Here is a 15917-nt window from a genome sequence, read left to right as displayed (position 1 = left end):
CCGTCCGTCATGCCCCAAATATGGGAGTAGCACTCAAGCTCTAACAGGCCTTAGGCTGGCTTCACCTCCCGTCCGATCGCCCAGACGAAGCCTGCGAGTTCGCGTGCCACGGCGGTGACCGCGACAGTGAGCTGTTTGCCGCGTGACGCCAGAGCCCGGTACCGCGCACACAACCGATTCTGTGCCTTCCAGGCAATGTCCTTAACCGATGCCGGCAGCTTCTCGAGCACGTAGTGCTTCAGCTTGCCGGTGCGCGGTGGATGTCGATAGGTCCACGCACTCTCGACCAGGGCCCGCCGCAGTCGGCCATTGCCGGCCTTGGTGATCCCGAGGCGGCGGACGGTGTTGCCGGTCGATCGCTCACCCGGCACGAGCCCGAGGTATCCCATGAACTGCCGCGCGGTCTTGAAGCGTCCCAGATCGCCGGCCTCGACCATGATGGTCGCAGCCGTCACGAGGCGAATGCCACGCAGCGCCTGCAGCGCCTGCAGCGCCTCCACCACCGGCGCCAGCGACCAGCCGGGCAGCAGTTGGGCGATCGACGCCTCTATCCGGCCCAGGCGCTCGCGCGCATGCCGCTCGGCAAGAACCATTTCCTGCAGCACCACCTGCTGGGCTGGATGAGTGAAGGTCAGCTCTTGCAGCCAGCGTACGTGCATCGTGCCCCATGTCGTCTTGCCGGAGTATGCCCGGCCGTGCTTCAGCAGCAGCGACGATATGACTTGGCGTTTGCGCCGCAGGTCGGCGACGGCCGCCTCCCGCGCGCGAACCAGGTCGCGCATCGCTTGATGCCCCTTGTCTGGCACCCGGACTGCAGTCAGCTCGCCAGCGCACCAGCTGAACCGCGTCCCGCCGGTTGGTTTTGAAGCGGTCGCCGGCTTTGCGCGGGATCAGCGATGGCGCGACAACGGTGCAATCATGGCCAAGGCTGATGACCTGCCGATACAACCCGTACCCCGTCGGGCCGTTGACGGCAGTGCCGTCAACCGTAGCACACGTGCAGCTTGCCATGCCTCGCCACCAAGCGCGTCAGCAGTTTGCGCACGGCTTCGGCAGTAGCGTCGATCTCACCGATGTACCGAACCTTCCCGCCCCGGCCAGGTTCGGCCATCGCCACCGCGTGCTTCGCCTTGGCCGCGTCTATCCCCACGAAAACCAGGCGGCGATCTCCTGCACCATGGCTTCAATCGCGCGCCGAGTGGCTTCGGGCGCCAAGCCCGCGTGATCATGAACGTCCATCGCGGAATCCCTCAGGGCGGTGAAGCCGAGCGCTACAAGCAGGGGGACGAGGGGCTCACCCTGCCACGCTCTAGTGCTGTCAAAGCAAGTTGGTGCTTCTCTAAGAGTCCTTCCGGAAAGAAGTTGAGTCGCTGGAATCGGTTGTGATTTCCTGGATCAGTGACGTGCTGGGGATTGGCGCATGTGGAAGCCGGAACACCGTCGGGCGGCGACGCGGCGTGGGCTACGCTATGAGAGCGACCTGACGGATGCGCAGTGGTTGACCTTGGTTGGCGAAGGCCCTCGGGGGCAAGTTGCCCAGGGCTGAGTGCGGCCGCTCCTCGTTGGTGTGGCACCCCCATTCCTCTATGCGCGCCCTGGCGTCGGCCAGCGACAGGAACCACGAGGCGTTTAGGCATTCCGCCCGCAGGCGGGCATTGAACGCCTCGATGAAGGCGTTGTCGGTGGGCTTTCCAGATCTGGAAAAGTCGATCTCCACCCCGTTTAGAGCATCCACCAGTCCCCCGGGGGAAGTCCACTCCTACGCCCGGAACTGGTTCCCGCCGGTCGTCATCCAGCACGCCGTCTGGTTGTACGGCCGCTTCGCGCTCAGCTCCCACGACGTCGAGGACCTGCTGGCTGAGCGCGGCCTCGACATCTCCTACGAGACGATCCGGCGTTGGGTGCTGAAGTTCGGGCCGGCGATCGCCTGGCGCCTTCGGCGAGGCCGCTTTCAAGCTCGGCTCTCGCCGTATAGGCTGCAACTCGATGTTCCATCATCGGCGGGCGGTACTCTTTCGGCGTGACTCTACTCGTACGAGAAAGGTTGCTTCGCATGCGGGTCTTTGTAAGCTACCGGCGCCAGGATAGCGCTGCGTGGGCAGGACGATTGGCGGACTACCTTTCGGACCGACTGGGTGCGGCAAATGTATTTCGGGACCTGGACACCATCCGGCCAGCCGAGAACTGGCTCGACAAAATTCAGGCTGCCTTGCAGAAGGCCGACTGCACCCTTGTCGTGATTGGGCCGTCCTGGCTTGACGCAGCGGATGGGGAAGGTCAGCGACGGCTCGACAAACCGGGTGACCTAGTGAGGTTAGAGGTCGCCACCGCTCTCCGCAGCACGAAACTTGTTGTCCCGGTGCTTGTTGGCGGTGCCAGGATGCCGCTCGAGTCGGTGCTGCCCAACGACCTTCGGCCTCTGACGCAGCGCCAGGCAGTCGAATTGGCGGACCACCGTTGGCGCGACGACATTCAGCATCTGCTCACCGCGGTCGCGGGGCGGGTTTGGTGGCGCCGCGGCATTCTGATCGGAGCCGGGGTTCTGCAAGCAGCATTCGTCGCATTATGGATATACGTTGGCTTCTTGGAAGCCCGGATCGCACGAAGCGAAGCGCAAAGCACGGGCCTTCGGGACGCGTACATTGCGAAGATGCAAGTCGGAAGCGACCAGTGTATGGCTGGCATTTGGCCGGAAGGTTCCGTGAAAGGGCCGAGCTACGCGGAAAACGGCCACATGGTCACCGAGCTATGCAACGGCGTTTCAGGTTCTCTAAGCTATTTCGGAAGGCTGTTTGACGATGAGCAGATCTGGCGCCTGCCGCCTTCGCGTGAGACCGCCGCGCGGTTCGCAACGGTTTTCGATGACGCCTTCAATCGCAGCTTTGAGCCTTACCTCAGATCGGGCTGGACGGAGCCACTCAGCGAGGCCGCTTTGACGCTTGCGCGTCGGGCGAAGGCCGAGTTGGCCATTCAAGGGCAGCAGATCGTAGCTTTGAAGCAGGCAGCAGGCTCAGCCGCCGGTCGGCTACAGTTTCTCCAGCCCGTGGTGACCCTGGGCAAGTTTTGGACCTTGATGTTAGTCGCCGCAGTTGTCCTGTGGCTGGTGCGCGGCCGACGAAGGTTCATCGACTGAGTGACTCGTGTGGGCGGCCGCCTCATGGCCTGACGGCACCGTTGGACGGAGGCCTGATCGAACGCGAATGGCTGAACTTTTACGCACCGGCCGACATGCCGGCCGACTGCGATCTCGTCTTCCAGAGCTGGGACACAGCGAACAAGTGCACCGAGCTCAGCGACTACAGCGTATGCACGACATGGGGCTTGAAGTCACGACACCTGTACCTCTTACATGTGCTGCGCGTGCGACTGGATCACCCTGGTCTGAAGCGTGCTGTGCGTGAGCAGGGCGAGCTGCATCGGGCCAGCACAGTGGTGATCGAAGACAAGGCTTCAGGCACGCAGCTGATCCAAGGGTTGGTCGGTGCGGGCATGCACAACGTGAAAGCCTACAAGCCGCCTGGGGATAAGGTCATGCGCATGCACGCCCAGACAGCAGTCATTGAGATTGGGTTTCTCCACCTACCTCGAAAAGCACCCTAGTTGGACACCTACATCCACGAGCTGCTGACGTTTTCTCGAGGTCGCACCGACGATCAAGCCGACTTGACGGCCCAGGCCCTCGCCTGGTTCAGGCAGCATACGTTTGAGCCGGGCATGCTGACCTACTATTGCCAAACGTCGGAAAAGCTCGATCGATGAGCTGCCCGTAGCTGGTCCGTTTCACTGACTGCTTGGAAAGGCGGATTGCCGAGTAATACCGTCTTCGGGTGATCAGCTCGCCTGAACCGGCCTGGGCCACCAATGGAAGTCGGTGTGCGGTCGGAGGATGGCGGCATCGGGCTGGCGACAGCGCGCAGCGATCGTGGTGCTGAGTTCGTCGAGCGAGGCGAGGTGCTGATTGGCGATCGGCTCATCCACCAGGGACCAGAGATGCTCAGCCGGTTGGAGTTCGGGCGAATAGAGCGGGAGCAAGACGAGGCTGATCCCGTCGGGGATGGCCAGACCTTCGGGTCCATGCCAGCCGGCGTTGTCGAGCACGAGGATGCTGCTGCGCTCGCGTCCTGCGCCACTCTCGCGGGCGAAGGTGGCGAGTAGTACGGCAAAGAAGGGCTTCGAGAGGCCGCTGCAGAGACACCAGACCGCCTCGCCGCTGGTTGGCTGCACGAAGGCAGCAACATGCAGCCACTGGCAGCGGTGGTGGCGGAGGGCGATCGGCCGCTGACCGACGGGCGCCCAGACCCGGCGGCGGATCGGCTTCAGGCCGAGACGGTGCTAATCCTCCGCCCAGACCTCGACCGGTCGCTCGGGGTGCGCTGCCTTGGCCGCGGCGACAGCGGCATCGAGCCCCCCTTGAAGGCCGCCCTCTGCTCGGGCGTGGCCGCCCGCGGATGCCGCGGGCGCGGTGCCTGCACGGACCATTCGACCCGCTTTAGCGCTTCCCAGCCGCGCTGCGGATGCACCCGCTCCAGGCCAAGCTGCCGCGCCATTTGGGCCGCGACCTTCGGCCTGCTCCACAACCCGCCGTCCTCGGGCGGCGTCCGCAGCCGCTCGGCCAGGGCAGCCAGCGCATCTTTGGTCAGCAGGCTCGAGCGCGCCTCCAACTGCTTGACCGACAGATGATCAACGATCCGGGCCATGGCGCCCCTCCCTGACAGCGCCAGGCAGCTTGATACCCGCGCCCCATCCTAGTCGTCCGACGATAGGAGACTGTGAGAGTGTTGGTGTTGTTCGGCGGGTCTGACCCTCAACTTGATTGACCTGGTGTCATAGTACCGACGTGTCGGCCTGCCGGACGACGTTCGGCGATCAGGCGGGAGGTGACCTCATAGGAGCCTGAGGCCGACCATCCCGTCACAGTCCTGTCCGCCCGTCGGATCGCCGGACCCGCACCCGATGGGAGAACCGGCAGGATGAACGAGGCCAGCCCGCACGACATCATCGTCGGCATCGACATCCACAAGCACACCCACGCCGCCGCACCTCAAGGTGGCCCGTGACACCGCCGTCAAGGCGCGGACCCAGGCCATGCTGGCGCTGAAGGCCATCATGATCAGCGCGCCGACGGCTCTGCGCGAGCAGCTCGAGGCAGTCGCCGGCCGGATGGTGCTGGTTCGGCATCTGGCGGCCTTGCGGCCGAGGCCGCTGACCACGACCACCGCCTCGGCCAAGGCCAGCCTGCGTGCCATCGCCCGCCGCTGGCTCGACCTCGACATCGAGATCCGGTCACACGACGCCCATCTTGGCTGGCTGACCGAGCGGTGCGCGCCGGAGATGGTCGCGGCGCATGGCATGGGGACCGCGACCGCGGCGGCGATGCTGGTCCTCGTCGGCGATGAGCCGGAGCGGATCCACTCCGAAGCTGCCTTCGCCAAGCTCTGCGGCGCCTGCCCGGTACCGGCCTCCAGCGGCAAAACCAGCAGGCATAGGCTGAACCGCGGCGGGCATCGTCAGGCCAACGCTGCCCTCCACCGCGTGGTGGTCGTACGCATGCGCACTCATCAGCCCACTCTCAACTACGTCCGGCGCCGCACTACCGAGGGCAAGAGCAAGCGGGAGATCATTCGCTGTCTCAAGCGCTTCGTCGCACGCGAGATCTTTGGCTATCTCTGCCGACCATCCAAAGCCGTCTGCCCAGCCCAAAACACCGCTTGACCGCTATAGGAGCATCGGTGCCGTTCTATTTGCCAGCGATGAGGTCGCTCATCCGCCTGACCGGAAGCTGGTCCGCCTTCCTTTTCAGCAGTTCGTCGAACCTCGCTAGGGCGGGTTTAATGATCCCCCCGTCAAGGCCCTGAGCAAGTTCGTCTATGGAGACGTAGCTGATAGGCTCGAGAACCCACGAGCGGTGCTTGATCCAAAGGTCCCGGAACATCGCAAAGGGCTTCTCCCCCTGCTCGATAATCGGCACGAATGGAACCATGTATTCGGGGACGACCGCCTGAATTTCCAGGGGCGTGGATCTAGGGTTTGTGATGTCGGCGATGACGAAGCGGGACAGGCCAGCCAGCAGCCTGACGGTCTCCGTGAAGTCCTTCGTGTCCGGCTTATCGAAGTTGAACACTATCGGCACGAAGCCGCGCTTACGGAGTTCCTCTCGCAGTTTCTCCAGAATGGCAAGCCTGCCTTCGGTGAACCGCCCTAGGAGCAGCACACCCTTCCTGCCGATGGTATCGATCACGCCGCGGATTTTCTCGTTGTGGAGCAGCAGGTAAACGAACTGCGCAACCTCGATGTTGTCGATGGCGATCTCAGCTTGACCCTCTGGCGTGATGACAAGGCTGTCTTGCTTAGCCCCCTGCAGCTTCAGGTCCCAGGCGGATATGCCGTAAATGCGGCAGCTGGTGAGATTCGCGTCCGTGAGGATTGTCTCTACAAGGGAGGCACGCTCAAGACTCGCCCCGGAGAGGTCCGACTTGGAGAGATCCGCCCCGGAGAGGTTCGCCCCGGAGAGATCCGCCCCGGAGAGGTTCGCCTCGGAGAGGTTTGCCTTAGTTAGGTCCGCCCTGCGGAGGTCCGACCCGGATAGGTCCGCATTGGAGAGGTCAGAACCGGAGAGGTCTGCCCAGGTGAGCCTCTTCTGGGCAAGGCTCACCTCGCGGAGGACCGCCCCGCTGAGGTTCAACCCGAAGAAGTCTACCCAGGAAAGGTCCGACCTGCGGAGATCCGCCCCGGAGAGGTCCGCCCCGGAGAGATCCGCCCCGGAGAGGTTCGCCCCGGAGAGATCCGCCCTTGAGAAGTTTACCTCGATGAGGTGCGTCTCGGAGAGGTTTGCCTTACGAAGGATCGCTCCGCGAAGGTCCGCCTTGTAGAGGTCCGCCCCAGAGAGGTCCGCCCTAGAGAGGTTTGCGTCGTTGAGGTGCGTCTTGGAGAGATTTGCCTTGGACAGGTTCGCCTCGGACAAGTCCGTCCTCATGAGGAACGCTCCAACGAGGTACTCCTCGGAGAGGTTCGCGCTGGAGAGGTCTGGCCTCGTGTTTCCCTGCCCGTCTATCCATCTATTCCAGACATCAACCCCTCGCCGGAGCCGTTGGAGTTGATTTTCGTCAGCCATCTTTGGGAGTGTGCGGTTCCAGGGTGTAGTGGTTCGAATCTGAGATGAACCTCAATGGCTGTTCTGTCTAGTGACCTGCCCCCGATTGGGGATCCACGGGCTATGAGAGACTTGGCCCATGATCTGGCTTGGCCATTTGGCCCTGCCGGAGCGGAGCGTAGGCGGGGCTGTGCGGCCGTGGCAACAGCGCCTCCGGTGCTGGTGGCCGGTAGCCCAGCGCGCTGTGCGGCCTGACCGTATTGTAGTGCCGCCGCCAGCGCTCGATCAGCACCTCGGCTTCCCGTAGCGAATAGAATATCTCCCGGTCCAGCAGCTCGTCCCGGAGCTTGCCATTGAAGCTCTCGTTGTAGCCATTCTCCCACGGGCTGCCAGGTTCGATAAACAGCGTCTTCACCCCAACCCGGCCAAGCCAGCCGCGCACCTCCTTCGCCACGAACTCCGGCCCGTTGTCAGAGCGGATGTGCCCGGGCGGCCCGCGTTCGACGAACAGATCCGCCAATGCCTGCAACACGTCATCCGAGCTGAGCCGCCGCGCCACCACGATCGCCAGGCATTCCCGCGTGTACTCGTCAATCACCGTCAGCATGCGGAACCGCCGCCCGTCATGCGTCCGGTCCTGCACGAAGTCGTAAGCCCAGACATGCCCCGGCCAGCATGGCCGCAGACGCACGCAGGAGCCGTCGTTCAGCCACAAACGACCGCGCTTCGGCTGTCGCCGCGGCACCTTCAGCCCCTCCCGCCGCCAGATCCGCTCCACCCGCTTGGCGTTCACCCGCCAGCCCCGGGCTCGCAGTAGCGCAGTGACCCGGCGGTAGCCGTAGCGGCCATACTCCGCCGCCAGGGCTACCGTCGCTTCGGTCAGCGCGGTCTCGTCAGCGACGACAATGCCTATGCAGAGGCGCTGTTCCGCACAGCCAAGTACCGCCCCGACTTCCCCGCCGCGGGCTTTGCCGATCTCGCCAAGGCGCGGCAGTGGGCGGCCGACTTCGTGCACTGGTATAATCAAGAACACCGGCACAGCGGCATGCTGCCGAGGACCGGCCCATCCTGGCCGCCCGTCACACGCTGTATCAGCAGGCCCGCGAGGCCAATCCGCGCCGCTGGAGCGGGCCGACCCGCAACTGGACCCCGATCGGTGCCGTCACCCTCAACCCAGAACGCGACAGCATCGTCCCGCTCAGCACCTCGGAGCAGACCGGATAGGGAGAGCCATTACGAAACCAAGGCGACAACTAGCTTGACGCGCACCGGCGTGCTTCCGGCACCCCCATCCCGGTCCATCGACGGTAGCACCGAGGGAGGGCGCCAGGGCCTACATATGCCTGATAATAACCCGGTCGAGCGCCTGCTGCGCGGCATCGCCGTGGCCAGGAAGAACTTTCTGTTCCTCGGCAGTGACACAGGCGGCGAGCGTGCCGCCATCGTCTACACCATCGCCGAAACAGCCAGGCTCAACGGCTACAACCCCGAGGCCTACGTCACCACCGTGCTCGACCGGCTGGCGAAGGGTCACCTCGCCAGCAGGATCGATGACCTGCTGCCGTGGAACCTTAGCCCAGATGGTCAAGCCGTGGCTGTAGGCTGACGCTTACGAATGTATGAGATGTCGGCCAGCCAGAACTGGTCCGGCCTCTCCGCGGTGAAGTTCCGAGCCAACAGGTTGGGGGCGACCGGCAGCTCGGGGTGGCTGTCCGTGGTACGGGGTGTGCGGCGGCGGCCCCGGCGGGCCGAGAGCCCGATCTCGCGCATCAGCCGCTCGACGCGCCGGCGCGAATGCCGCAGCCCTCCCCGGCAGAGCTCGGCGTGGACGCGTGGCGAGCCGTAGACCCGCAGGCGGGCGGCGAAGATGCGGCCGATCCGCCCACGGAGTTCGACTTCTGCCTCGGCCCTGGTTTGAACGGCGGGGATCGCGCGCAGCCAGGCGTAGAAGCCGCTCACGCTCACGCCGACCACCCGGCACAGCGCGGCCACGGCGTGGTTCGCCCGCTCGGTTGACACAAAGCTGAACGTCGTCACGCGATCCCCTTGGCGAAAAAAGCCACCGCCTTACAGAGGATCTCCAGGTCCTCGTTGAGCCGCTTCACCTCGCGCTTCAGGCGCTGCGTTTCCGCCTGCTCTGCTTTGCGCGCCGCCAACGCCTCGGCCGAGCCGGCTGCCAAGTGCTCGGTGCGCCATTGGCTAAGCTGCCCGGTGCCGATGCCGAGTTCCGTCGCCACCTCCGACAGCCCCTTGCCGCCGTCCAGCAGCCGCTTCACCGCCTGCGCCTTGAACTCCCTCGTGATGCTCCGTCGGGTTCGCCTCTCCGCTATCCTTCCCTCCCGGGGTGCCTGGGTTCGTTAGCAAACCCTCCAGCCCCAGGGGGGAAGTCCACCCGGACGATCTGCACCGTCACTCCGCCGATCTGAGCGGCCTCGGTGCGCGACGCTCCATCGTGAATGGCTGCCAAGGCCAATAGGCGCCGGGCCTGGGCTGCATCCTTGGTCCGTCGAGCCGCAGTACGAAGCCCAGCCGCGTCAAAGTCAGCTCGCAGTGCGATGGGCATGGCGAAGCTCCTCTGTTCGCCACGTTGAATCAGAGCGCCGCCAGTCTTGGGAATTCCCAACGAGTCACACTCTCGGAGACTTGGTATTAGTCCCTAATAAAATGTGCCTCCGGAAATTTGGTAGCCCCCAAGATAAGATGAGCCAAGTCGAGACTCCGCTCCGGCGCAAAAGCTGCCAATGCAGCACAGAATCCGTATGCAATCTCCAGGGAGGTCACTCCATGCTGTAGGCGAAGCATTCGGCAGTAGTTCCGCCAGTCCTTAGCCAGCGCGAGCGCAAGGATTAGATCGGGAAGCAACTCATGTCGTTGTGTCTGAGGAGCATGTTCGGCGGCAAGCACGAGCAGATCGCCGAATGCTGGCGGATTCGGCTCGGTCATCGCTTCCATCAATGCTTCTACGTGTTCTTTTTCTTCAAGGTTCAAAGCAAAGCTGAACGTGGCGTCCCGCAGCTGAACTGCGTGACCTGTATGGGCTAATGCAAGGAATCTATGTCTAGTGATCCCGCTGCCCTGCTCGACAAGATGAATCGGCTCCAAGGTGAAACCTCGCCGGGCGAGCGCAATACACCACTTAGCTTTAATCTCATTTTCAATCCCGATCGCATGTGCGAGCTGAAGGGCCACTTCGCTGAAGACCTCATCGACGCCGATGCAGCGCTGCTCCACAGATAAGTCAGTCGCCAGATCTACCCAGGCCTTGATTGCATGCCACTCCTCTGAGTTGGAGACCCTTATGCGCAAACGCATCCGTGGGCCGGTCCCGGGCCACGGTAGGTTCCTCATGTGCAAAGCATTGCGCAAGTGCCCTTCAGCCTCTGCAAGAAACTCGGCTGCTCGGTCGTCATCGCCCAAGCGCCGGTACCCCCGAATTAGGACCGGGAGTGAAGCGGTCCGATCTTTCGCATCTGACATGCTCTGGATCCTGTGGTGGATCTGATCCAGCTGTTCACGTAAACAGGAGGCTTCTGCCATCTCAGCCAAGCAGGCCGGCAGCTTCGCTCGGCTCTGGAGGCGAGATAGTGTCTCGAGCGCGACCTCCGTGATCCCTGCCCGAGTCTGGGCTACGGCAACTGACGTGGTAATTCGGTCCTGGCCGCCCGCGTTCCGGCCGTCGGCTATCTCCAGCCCCGCCCAACATTCCCATGCATCATCGAAGCGACCCTGCTGGGCAGCGATACATCCCATTTTTCCCAACGCGGCACTCGCCATCCAGGTACTTTTGAGCTCCTCAACGAAGCGGCACGCTTGCCGGTGATTTCCGCATTGCTCATGGGCGATCGCGGTTTCCATCAACACTTGCGCCCGATCGCCCTCCGCCACATCGCATTTTCTGAGCAGAGCGCGGACTACACTATCTTTGCCCTGTCTGACCAGCACTCCAACTACTTGCGGCAGAACGAGGGCATATGTTTCTTCGTTCTCGACGAGACCTAAAACATCTGCGGCCTCGCTCGCTTGATCCGCCCCCGCGAGTATCTTCACCATGACCTCGAGGGCGCGTACCGGGTCCACCGACCCTTGGGGTCTCATCCGCCCGAGCAGTGCATCAGCTATAAGATCGCGAGCGAGCCTCGGCCGACCCTCCTGTGCGGCGTTGCGGGCGAGCTCGACCAAAACGGAAAAGCGCTCGTCGGCGTCGGCCAGCGGCGGAATATCAATCTCCTCCGAGGAACCGAGCTGCCGGATCTTGTCCACTAACATGTATTGCAAAGCCAACCTTTGACAGAGACGTTCCTTAATGGAGCGGCTGGCCGCCAAGGCACCGTCGCGGTTACCCGCCTCGAGCTGCATTTTTAAAATGTTGAGCCGTCGCCAATCATCGCAGTGTGGGGCTGCAAGCTCTTGCGTGAATAGCTCTTCTGCCCGCGCCAGATCGCCGCTTTGTGCAAATGCGAGGGCCAGGTCCGGGCTCGCTGGATCACCAGCTTCGCCGAACGCTTCGCAGGCATGGTTTAGCGTCGCCTGGGGCGCTAGTCCTGCCCTAAATTCGAGTGCGGCCAGCTTCGCCAGGCAACGCCCACGCACAGCCTGACCTTGCACCCTTAAGAGTATCTGGTGCGCGTCCTCGAACCAGCCCGCAAGTGCCTCTTCTTCGGCGATCGCAGCCAGCATTTGATCCTGCTCGCCCGCATCGCCTTCCTCATCGACCCCCGCTATCGCGGCCTCAAACAGGTCGTGAGCTTTCCGACCGTGGCCGGCGTGCGCGAGGTGACGGGCAAGCACGGCCAGCGCTCGGGCGTAAGGCGCTGGAGCAGTGATAGCGTCGACCTCGACCAGGGCACCGTCATAGTCCCCTTTGGCAGCCTTTCGAGCAGTGATCTGCTCACGGATTCGGTCGACGCGGGCCCGAATAAACTGCTCGCCAAGCTCAAGTGCCACCTCGTCAAAACCCGCATTCACCAGGCGCACTATTAGGTTGCTGAAGGTGCCTGGCAAACGCTGAACCTCACTAGGATCGAATAGATGCGTGACGAGGTGCCGGAACAAGTTCCCATCGAGTGCAGCAACCGGAAAAAGGAGAATAGTCGCAGCTACATCACTGGCGTAATTTGAAATCTTCGGTGCTGCCCCTGCAGCTAACTTTCCAAGGAACAGCCTGGCTTGATCCTGCGCGCCCACTTCCGCAAGCTCCCAGGCCAGCAACAGGCTCCATAACCAATGCAGCTCTGGTTCCAGTGACGCGAGCACCACCTGCGCCCGCTGAACGCGGCCCTGTCTGAGCAGCTTGAGCGGCGATTCGCAACGGATCGCCATATCCGCACGTGCACCCTGGCGAAGCAGAAACTCGCCAATTCCTGGAACGTCGCGGCGTTCAATCGCGGCGGACAATGCTGCTCTGAGCAACTGGAGTGGCAAGTCCGGTTGCTCCGGCATGTGCTCGAGCTGCGCGTCCTGGAACTTGTCGTCCCGAGCGAGGTCGAACAGATCCTGGACCCGCCCGGCCTCTATCAGGTGGTAGGGTAAATGGCTAAAGTAGTAGCCGTCGTTGGGCCCGGATGCCCAACCATCACGGCAAAGGCCGCTATAGCCATCGATGAGACGCGAATGTAGCTGCGGGAGGTCATCGGCCCGCATTCGCATGTAATCATGCTGGAGGTCGTGCAGCACTATTTGCCCGTCATGGCCGTGTAACACGAGAGAGCGGTTGACCAATAGATCGATTGTCGCTCGCGCGTCGGGGCCACTCACCCCGACCGGGGCCCATAAGGTGGCGATCGCGGCCTCGGGTATAGCCGTGCCCGGCGCAAACACGACTAGATCGAGATAGCGCCGCGGCTGCTCGCGTGCATGATTGAGCGCTTCGACACTGACCTCAATCGCCTTTAGCAAGTCTGGATGAGGATAGTTCGGAAAGGCCCGCTCAAGCCTGTCCAGCTGGGCGTGTTTCAGCCGGTGCAAGGCGTCGCTCCAGCGATCCGCCGGCGCTCCCCTCACCATAGCACCGATCATGGCCAGCGCGAGCGGCAGATAGCCGCATTCCTGGGCGACCAGCTCCGCCTCATGTGGGAGATTCGACATTGCGATCTCCGACCAGCGGCTGAGCAGGTCGAGCGCTGCTGGCTTGCTCATCACCTTGAGCTGCATCCGACGTCCTATGGCGTTGAGGACGCCATTGTCACGGGTGGTGACCAGCAGCCGGCACCCCTCGCTTAGCATGTTCTGAAATAGCTCGACGAACTCTCTCGTCCAGACATCATCCAGCACGATTAGTAGGTTTTTGCTGGCAAGAAGCTGGGCCAGACGCGCCGCTGCTTCTTCCGGCGCCACGTAAGACGTGACATCATCTCGAAGCGCCTCGCCGAGTTGCTGTAAGGCGGACAACGGCGTCGCCCCTCCGCGGCAGGAGATCCAGACGATGCCGTGGTCAAAGCTGCGACGGGCGCGCATGGAGTTGGCGAGCGTGGCCGCCAGGACAGACTTGCCGACGCCGGCCATCCCCCACAGGGCGCTCACCTGGCGGTCAGGGGTGATCACCGCCGCGCTCTGCACATCTTCGAGGACTAATGCCGAAAGCTTTTCGAACGCTTCCACCGGCGGCACAAAGTGCTTGGGCAGTGCAGGCACTGCGGTTAATAACGGCGCCAACGGGTGGGGCGGGACTTGTAAGACGCGTAGCAGGTCTGCAAGAGCTGAACCGTAAGACCGTGATGGCGTGAACTCGATTGCATGAAGCTTGGACAGATCCTCATCATGCAGCAGCTGCACCTCTGCGGAAAAAATCTCGCTTGGAATAAGCGAGAAATCCCCGAGACGGAGGATCGGGACAATGCTGAGGCCAAAATAGGCGGCATGCTGTAACTCGACGCACACGAATTGAGACTGTACCGCCTTCGGTCCGATTACCACGATCAGACGCTCACATCTTCTGATCGCGTCCCGCAGCTCCTGCAGGTAGGAGCGGCCCCGGCTAGGCATTGATCTCCGATCCCACCAGACCTCAAAGCCGTACTTGGTAAGATCCCGGTGGAGCCGTTGTACAAACGGCTCGTCGTCATCGCGCGCGTATGAAATGAAAACGCGTCGTCCGCTCCCGCCCGCAGCCTGATGCGGGAACTGGGTCAGCTTGGGCCGTTGCTCCCAGAAGCGGAGCCATCGCGGAAGAAACCACAACATCAAGCGTCAGTCTGGGGCAAGGCAGCATCGGCAACAACCAAAATAGCACGAGGTCGTCTTTCTGACTCCGCACAGGCGGCCGCGGGTGGGGTGCACCACCGACCTCGTCGCCCTTGAAAGGCGGAGCGGCTCGGGCTGCGGCGGCCGATCGTTCTGCCCTTCGCGCCGGAGCGCTTCCGGGAGACGTCGGTCATGGAGCGCTCGGTGGCTGTGATCGGCCCTCATTGCGTGGTCCGGAGTGAATGTTAGTTCAGCGTTGGTCTGGGCGCCACGGTTTGCGTGGTCGGCGGCTCTGACCGGCGCAGTGCCGCGGATCAGGCCGCGAGAGTTGGCAGCACCACCTCGGGTGCTGGTGGCCGGTACCCTAGGACGCTGTACGCGAATAAACTCCTTACTGTGCTTGGGTTGTACGACGAGGCGACGTGCGATGATGGAGATCGTCGCAATCCAGATGTGCCCGGCAAAGAGGTCGGCGGCGCGGTCGTAGACGATGTTGAGGCGCCGGTAGCGGCTGAGCCAGGCGAACAGCCGCTTCACAACCCACCTGATCCCATTCGGCAGAAAGCGCCCGTCGCGCGTGCCGCCGGGCGAGATAGAGACATGGATTTCGTGCTCCAGCGCCGCTGCGGCGAAGGGCGCACCCTTGAAGCCGCTGTCGCCGAGGAGGTCACCTTCGAACCCGAGCGCAGCCAGCCGCGGCAGCATCGGCAGCACGCCCGCGCGGTCGTCCGTGTTGGCCGGCTGCAGTTCGAGATCGAGCAGCGATCCGTGCTTGTCGCAGACTGCGAACAGCTTCACGCCCTTCACCAGTTTGCCGCCATCAATGCCGCGTATCCAGGCGGTTGGTGCTGACCGCAGGGAGCAGCTGTCGGCCACCACTGCTGAGGGCAGCACCTCGTCGCCGCAGGCCAGCCGCCAGTCGAGCGCGAGACGTTGCCCCAGCCGGCGCCACAGCCCCAGCCGGGTCCAGCGGGCGAAGGCGCTGTGCAGGGTGGTGAAGGGAACGCCCGAGAGCCAGCCGGCGATGCGCCACTGTAGGCCGCCGAAGGTCAGGGTCCAGATCAGCCCGATCAGCCGCCGCCGCAGCATGAGGTCCGGCTTGCGGCCGCGGCGATGCACGCCGATCCGCTCGTGGTCCATGGCCACCAACTCAGCTTCGACGGCAAAGACGAAGACCTCGATGTCGGCCAGGGCGTTCCAGCCGTCACCACGGCTGGAGCGGGGAACACGGCAGCCGGAAGGCGGAGGCAGGTCGGCATTGCTGCGTAGGCTGGTGCGAGGCATCGGCCCAACATGGTGAGGCTCGGCCGACGCACTGCCTTACGTGTCCAAACCGACCTGAAGGGGCCAGCTTATTTCGCGTTCAGACTCTAATGCGCCATGTGGCCGCACGGTGTTGTAGTGTTGGCGCCAGCTTTCGATGACCACCTCGGCTTCGCGCAGGCTGTAGAAGATCTCGCCGTCCAGCAGCTCGTCACGCAGGCGCGCGTTGAAGCTCTCCACATAGCCATTCTCCCTCGGGCTGCCCGGTGGGATGTAGGCCGTTTTGGCACCAACCGCTGCGATCCAGCTCTGCACCGCCTTGGCCACGAACTCCGTGCCGTAGCACATCGGGAAGGTTGAACCGGCTTTGGATTGACCCGGTTCA

At 63.3% G+C, this 15917-nt stretch carries 12 protein-coding genes and 7 pseudogenes; 7 read left to right on the top strand and 12 right to left on the bottom strand.

What is annotated here, in order from left to right; translation table 11 throughout:
* Nucleotides 1-50 precede the first annotated feature (50 nt).
* Together AC5JJ6_RS18190 and AC5JJ6_RS18185 are read right to left on the bottom strand one after the other, a co-directional pair.
* A pseudogene (locus AC5JJ6_RS18190) lies at nt 51-1111 on the bottom strand (IS110 family RNA-guided transposase).
* 351 nt (nt 1112-1462) lie between these two features.
* Nucleotides 1463-1723, bottom strand: a pseudogene (locus AC5JJ6_RS18185) (integrase core domain-containing protein); the annotation flags it as partial.
* Here AC5JJ6_RS18185 and AC5JJ6_RS18180 point away from each other — a divergent pair.
* The 4 genes and pseudogenes from AC5JJ6_RS18180 to AC5JJ6_RS18165 all read left to right on the top strand — a co-directional run.
* A pseudogene (locus AC5JJ6_RS18180) lies at nt 1710-1949 on the top strand (hypothetical protein); the annotation flags it as partial. The pseudogenes AC5JJ6_RS18185 and AC5JJ6_RS18180 sit on opposite strands and share 14 nt — an antisense overlap.
* 104 nt (nt 1950-2053) lie before the next feature.
* Nucleotides 2054-3133 carry a toll/interleukin-1 receptor domain-containing protein gene (locus AC5JJ6_RS18175; protein ID WP_496043402.1) on the top strand — a complete coding sequence of 360 codons (1080 nt, stop codon included), beginning with the start codon at nt 2054-2056 and terminating at the stop codon, nt 3131-3133.
* 41 nt (nt 3134-3174) lie between these two features.
* Entirely contained in the window at nt 3175-3600 is a 426-nt protein-coding gene (gene terL / locus AC5JJ6_RS18170; protein WP_496043401.1) for a phage terminase large subunit, read from the top strand.
* Entirely contained in the window at nt 3601-3759 is a 159-nt protein-coding gene (locus tag AC5JJ6_RS18165) for a hypothetical protein (protein WP_496043400.1), read from the top strand. It begins immediately after the preceding gene.
* A gap of 72 nt (nt 3760-3831) precedes the next feature.
* Here AC5JJ6_RS18165 and AC5JJ6_RS18160 read toward each other — a convergent pair whose 3' ends face one another.
* Together AC5JJ6_RS18160 and AC5JJ6_RS18155 are read right to left on the bottom strand one after the other, a co-directional pair.
* On the bottom strand, nt 3832-4272 hold the full coding sequence (locus AC5JJ6_RS18160; protein WP_496043404.1) for a transposase: 441 nt from the start codon (nt 4270-4272) through the stop codon (nt 3832-3834).
* A gap of 44 nt (nt 4273-4316) precedes the next feature.
* Complete coding sequence (locus AC5JJ6_RS18155) at nt 4317-4697, bottom strand: winged helix-turn-helix domain-containing protein (protein WP_496043399.1); 381 nt, start codon at nt 4695-4697, stop codon at nt 4317-4319.
* A gap of 349 nt (nt 4698-5046) precedes the next feature.
* On the opposite strand from AC5JJ6_RS18155, the gene AC5JJ6_RS18150 reads away from it, so the two are divergent.
* Entirely contained in the window at nt 5047-5712 is a 666-nt protein-coding gene (locus tag AC5JJ6_RS18150; RefSeq protein ID WP_496043398.1) for a transposase, read from the top strand.
* 25 nt (nt 5713-5737) lie between these two features.
* On the opposite strand, the gene AC5JJ6_RS18145 is transcribed toward AC5JJ6_RS18150, so the two are convergent.
* Complete coding sequence (locus AC5JJ6_RS18145; RefSeq protein WP_496043397.1) at nt 5738-7111, bottom strand: pentapeptide repeat-containing protein; 1374 nt, start codon at nt 7109-7111, stop codon at nt 5738-5740.
* A 100-nt stretch (nt 7112-7211) separates the two neighbouring features.
* Nucleotides 7212-7985 (bottom strand): annotated as a pseudogene (locus tag AC5JJ6_RS18140) (IS3 family transposase); the annotation flags it as partial.
* On the opposite strand from AC5JJ6_RS18140, the pseudogene AC5JJ6_RS18135 reads away from it, so the two are divergent.
* A pseudogene (locus tag AC5JJ6_RS18135) lies at nt 7974-8352 on the top strand (integrase core domain-containing protein); the annotation flags it as partial. The pseudogenes AC5JJ6_RS18140 and AC5JJ6_RS18135 sit on opposite strands and share 12 nt — an antisense overlap.
* 83 nt (nt 8353-8435) lie before the next feature.
* Nucleotides 8436-8696, top strand: a pseudogene (locus tag AC5JJ6_RS18130) (transposase domain-containing protein); the annotation flags it as partial.
* Here AC5JJ6_RS18130 and AC5JJ6_RS18125 read toward each other — a convergent pair.
* The 6 genes and pseudogenes from AC5JJ6_RS18125 to AC5JJ6_RS18100 form a co-directional block, all read right to left on the bottom strand.
* The gene (locus AC5JJ6_RS18125) at nt 8675-9055 is read right to left on the bottom strand and encodes an IS3 family transposase (RefSeq protein WP_496043396.1); all 381 of its coding nucleotides are present in this window, start codon (nt 9053-9055) and stop codon (nt 8675-8677) included. The pseudogene AC5JJ6_RS18130 and the gene AC5JJ6_RS18125 overlap by 22 nt on opposite strands.
* Nucleotides 9056-9123: 68 nt before the next feature.
* Nucleotides 9124-9420 (bottom strand): transposase, encoded by a 297-nt coding sequence (locus AC5JJ6_RS18120; RefSeq protein ID WP_496043403.1) that lies wholly within the window; start codon nt 9418-9420, stop codon nt 9124-9126.
* 62 nt (nt 9421-9482) lie between these two features.
* Nucleotides 9483-9653: pseudogene (locus AC5JJ6_RS18115) on the bottom strand (IS630 family transposase); the annotation flags it as partial.
* 86 nt (nt 9654-9739) lie between these two features.
* Complete coding sequence (locus AC5JJ6_RS18110; protein WP_496043395.1) at nt 9740-14269, bottom strand: NB-ARC domain-containing protein; 4530 nt, start codon at nt 14267-14269, stop codon at nt 9740-9742.
* A gap of 6 nt (nt 14270-14275) precedes the next feature.
* Nucleotides 14276-15553, bottom strand: coding sequence for a transposase (locus tag AC5JJ6_RS18105; RefSeq protein ID WP_496043394.1), 1278 nt, complete (start codon nt 15551-15553; stop codon nt 14276-14278).
* Nucleotides 15554-15589: 36 nt separating this feature from the next.
* A partial coding sequence (locus AC5JJ6_RS18100) for an integrase core domain-containing protein (RefSeq protein ID WP_496043393.1) occupies nt 15590-15917 on the bottom strand: 328 nt, incomplete at its 5' end.

Source organism: Skermanella sp., from assembly GCF_059503625.1.
This window is presented reverse-complemented; position numbering and strand designations above follow the sequence as displayed.

Excerpts from the sequence above, each read along its gene's own strand:
- AC5JJ6_RS18155 (WP_496043399.1), bottom strand. The coding sequence starts at position 4,697 with ATGGCCCGGATCGTTGATCATCTGTCGGTCAAGCAGTTGGAGGCGCGC.
- AC5JJ6_RS18175 (WP_496043402.1), top strand. The coding sequence starts at position 2,054 with ATGCGGGTCTTTGTAAGCTACCGGCGCCAGGATAGCGCTGCGTGGGCA.
- AC5JJ6_RS18105 (WP_496043394.1), bottom strand. The coding sequence starts at position 15,553 with ATGCCTCGCACCAGCCTACGCAGCAATGCCGACCTGCCTCCGCCTTCC.
- AC5JJ6_RS18145 (WP_496043397.1), bottom strand. The coding sequence starts at position 7,111 with ATGGCTGACGAAAATCAACTCCAACGGCTCCGGCGAGGGGTTGATGTC.
- AC5JJ6_RS18110 (WP_496043395.1), bottom strand. The coding sequence starts at position 14,269 with ATGTTGTGGTTTCTTCCGCGATGGCTCCGCTTCTGGGAGCAACGGCCC.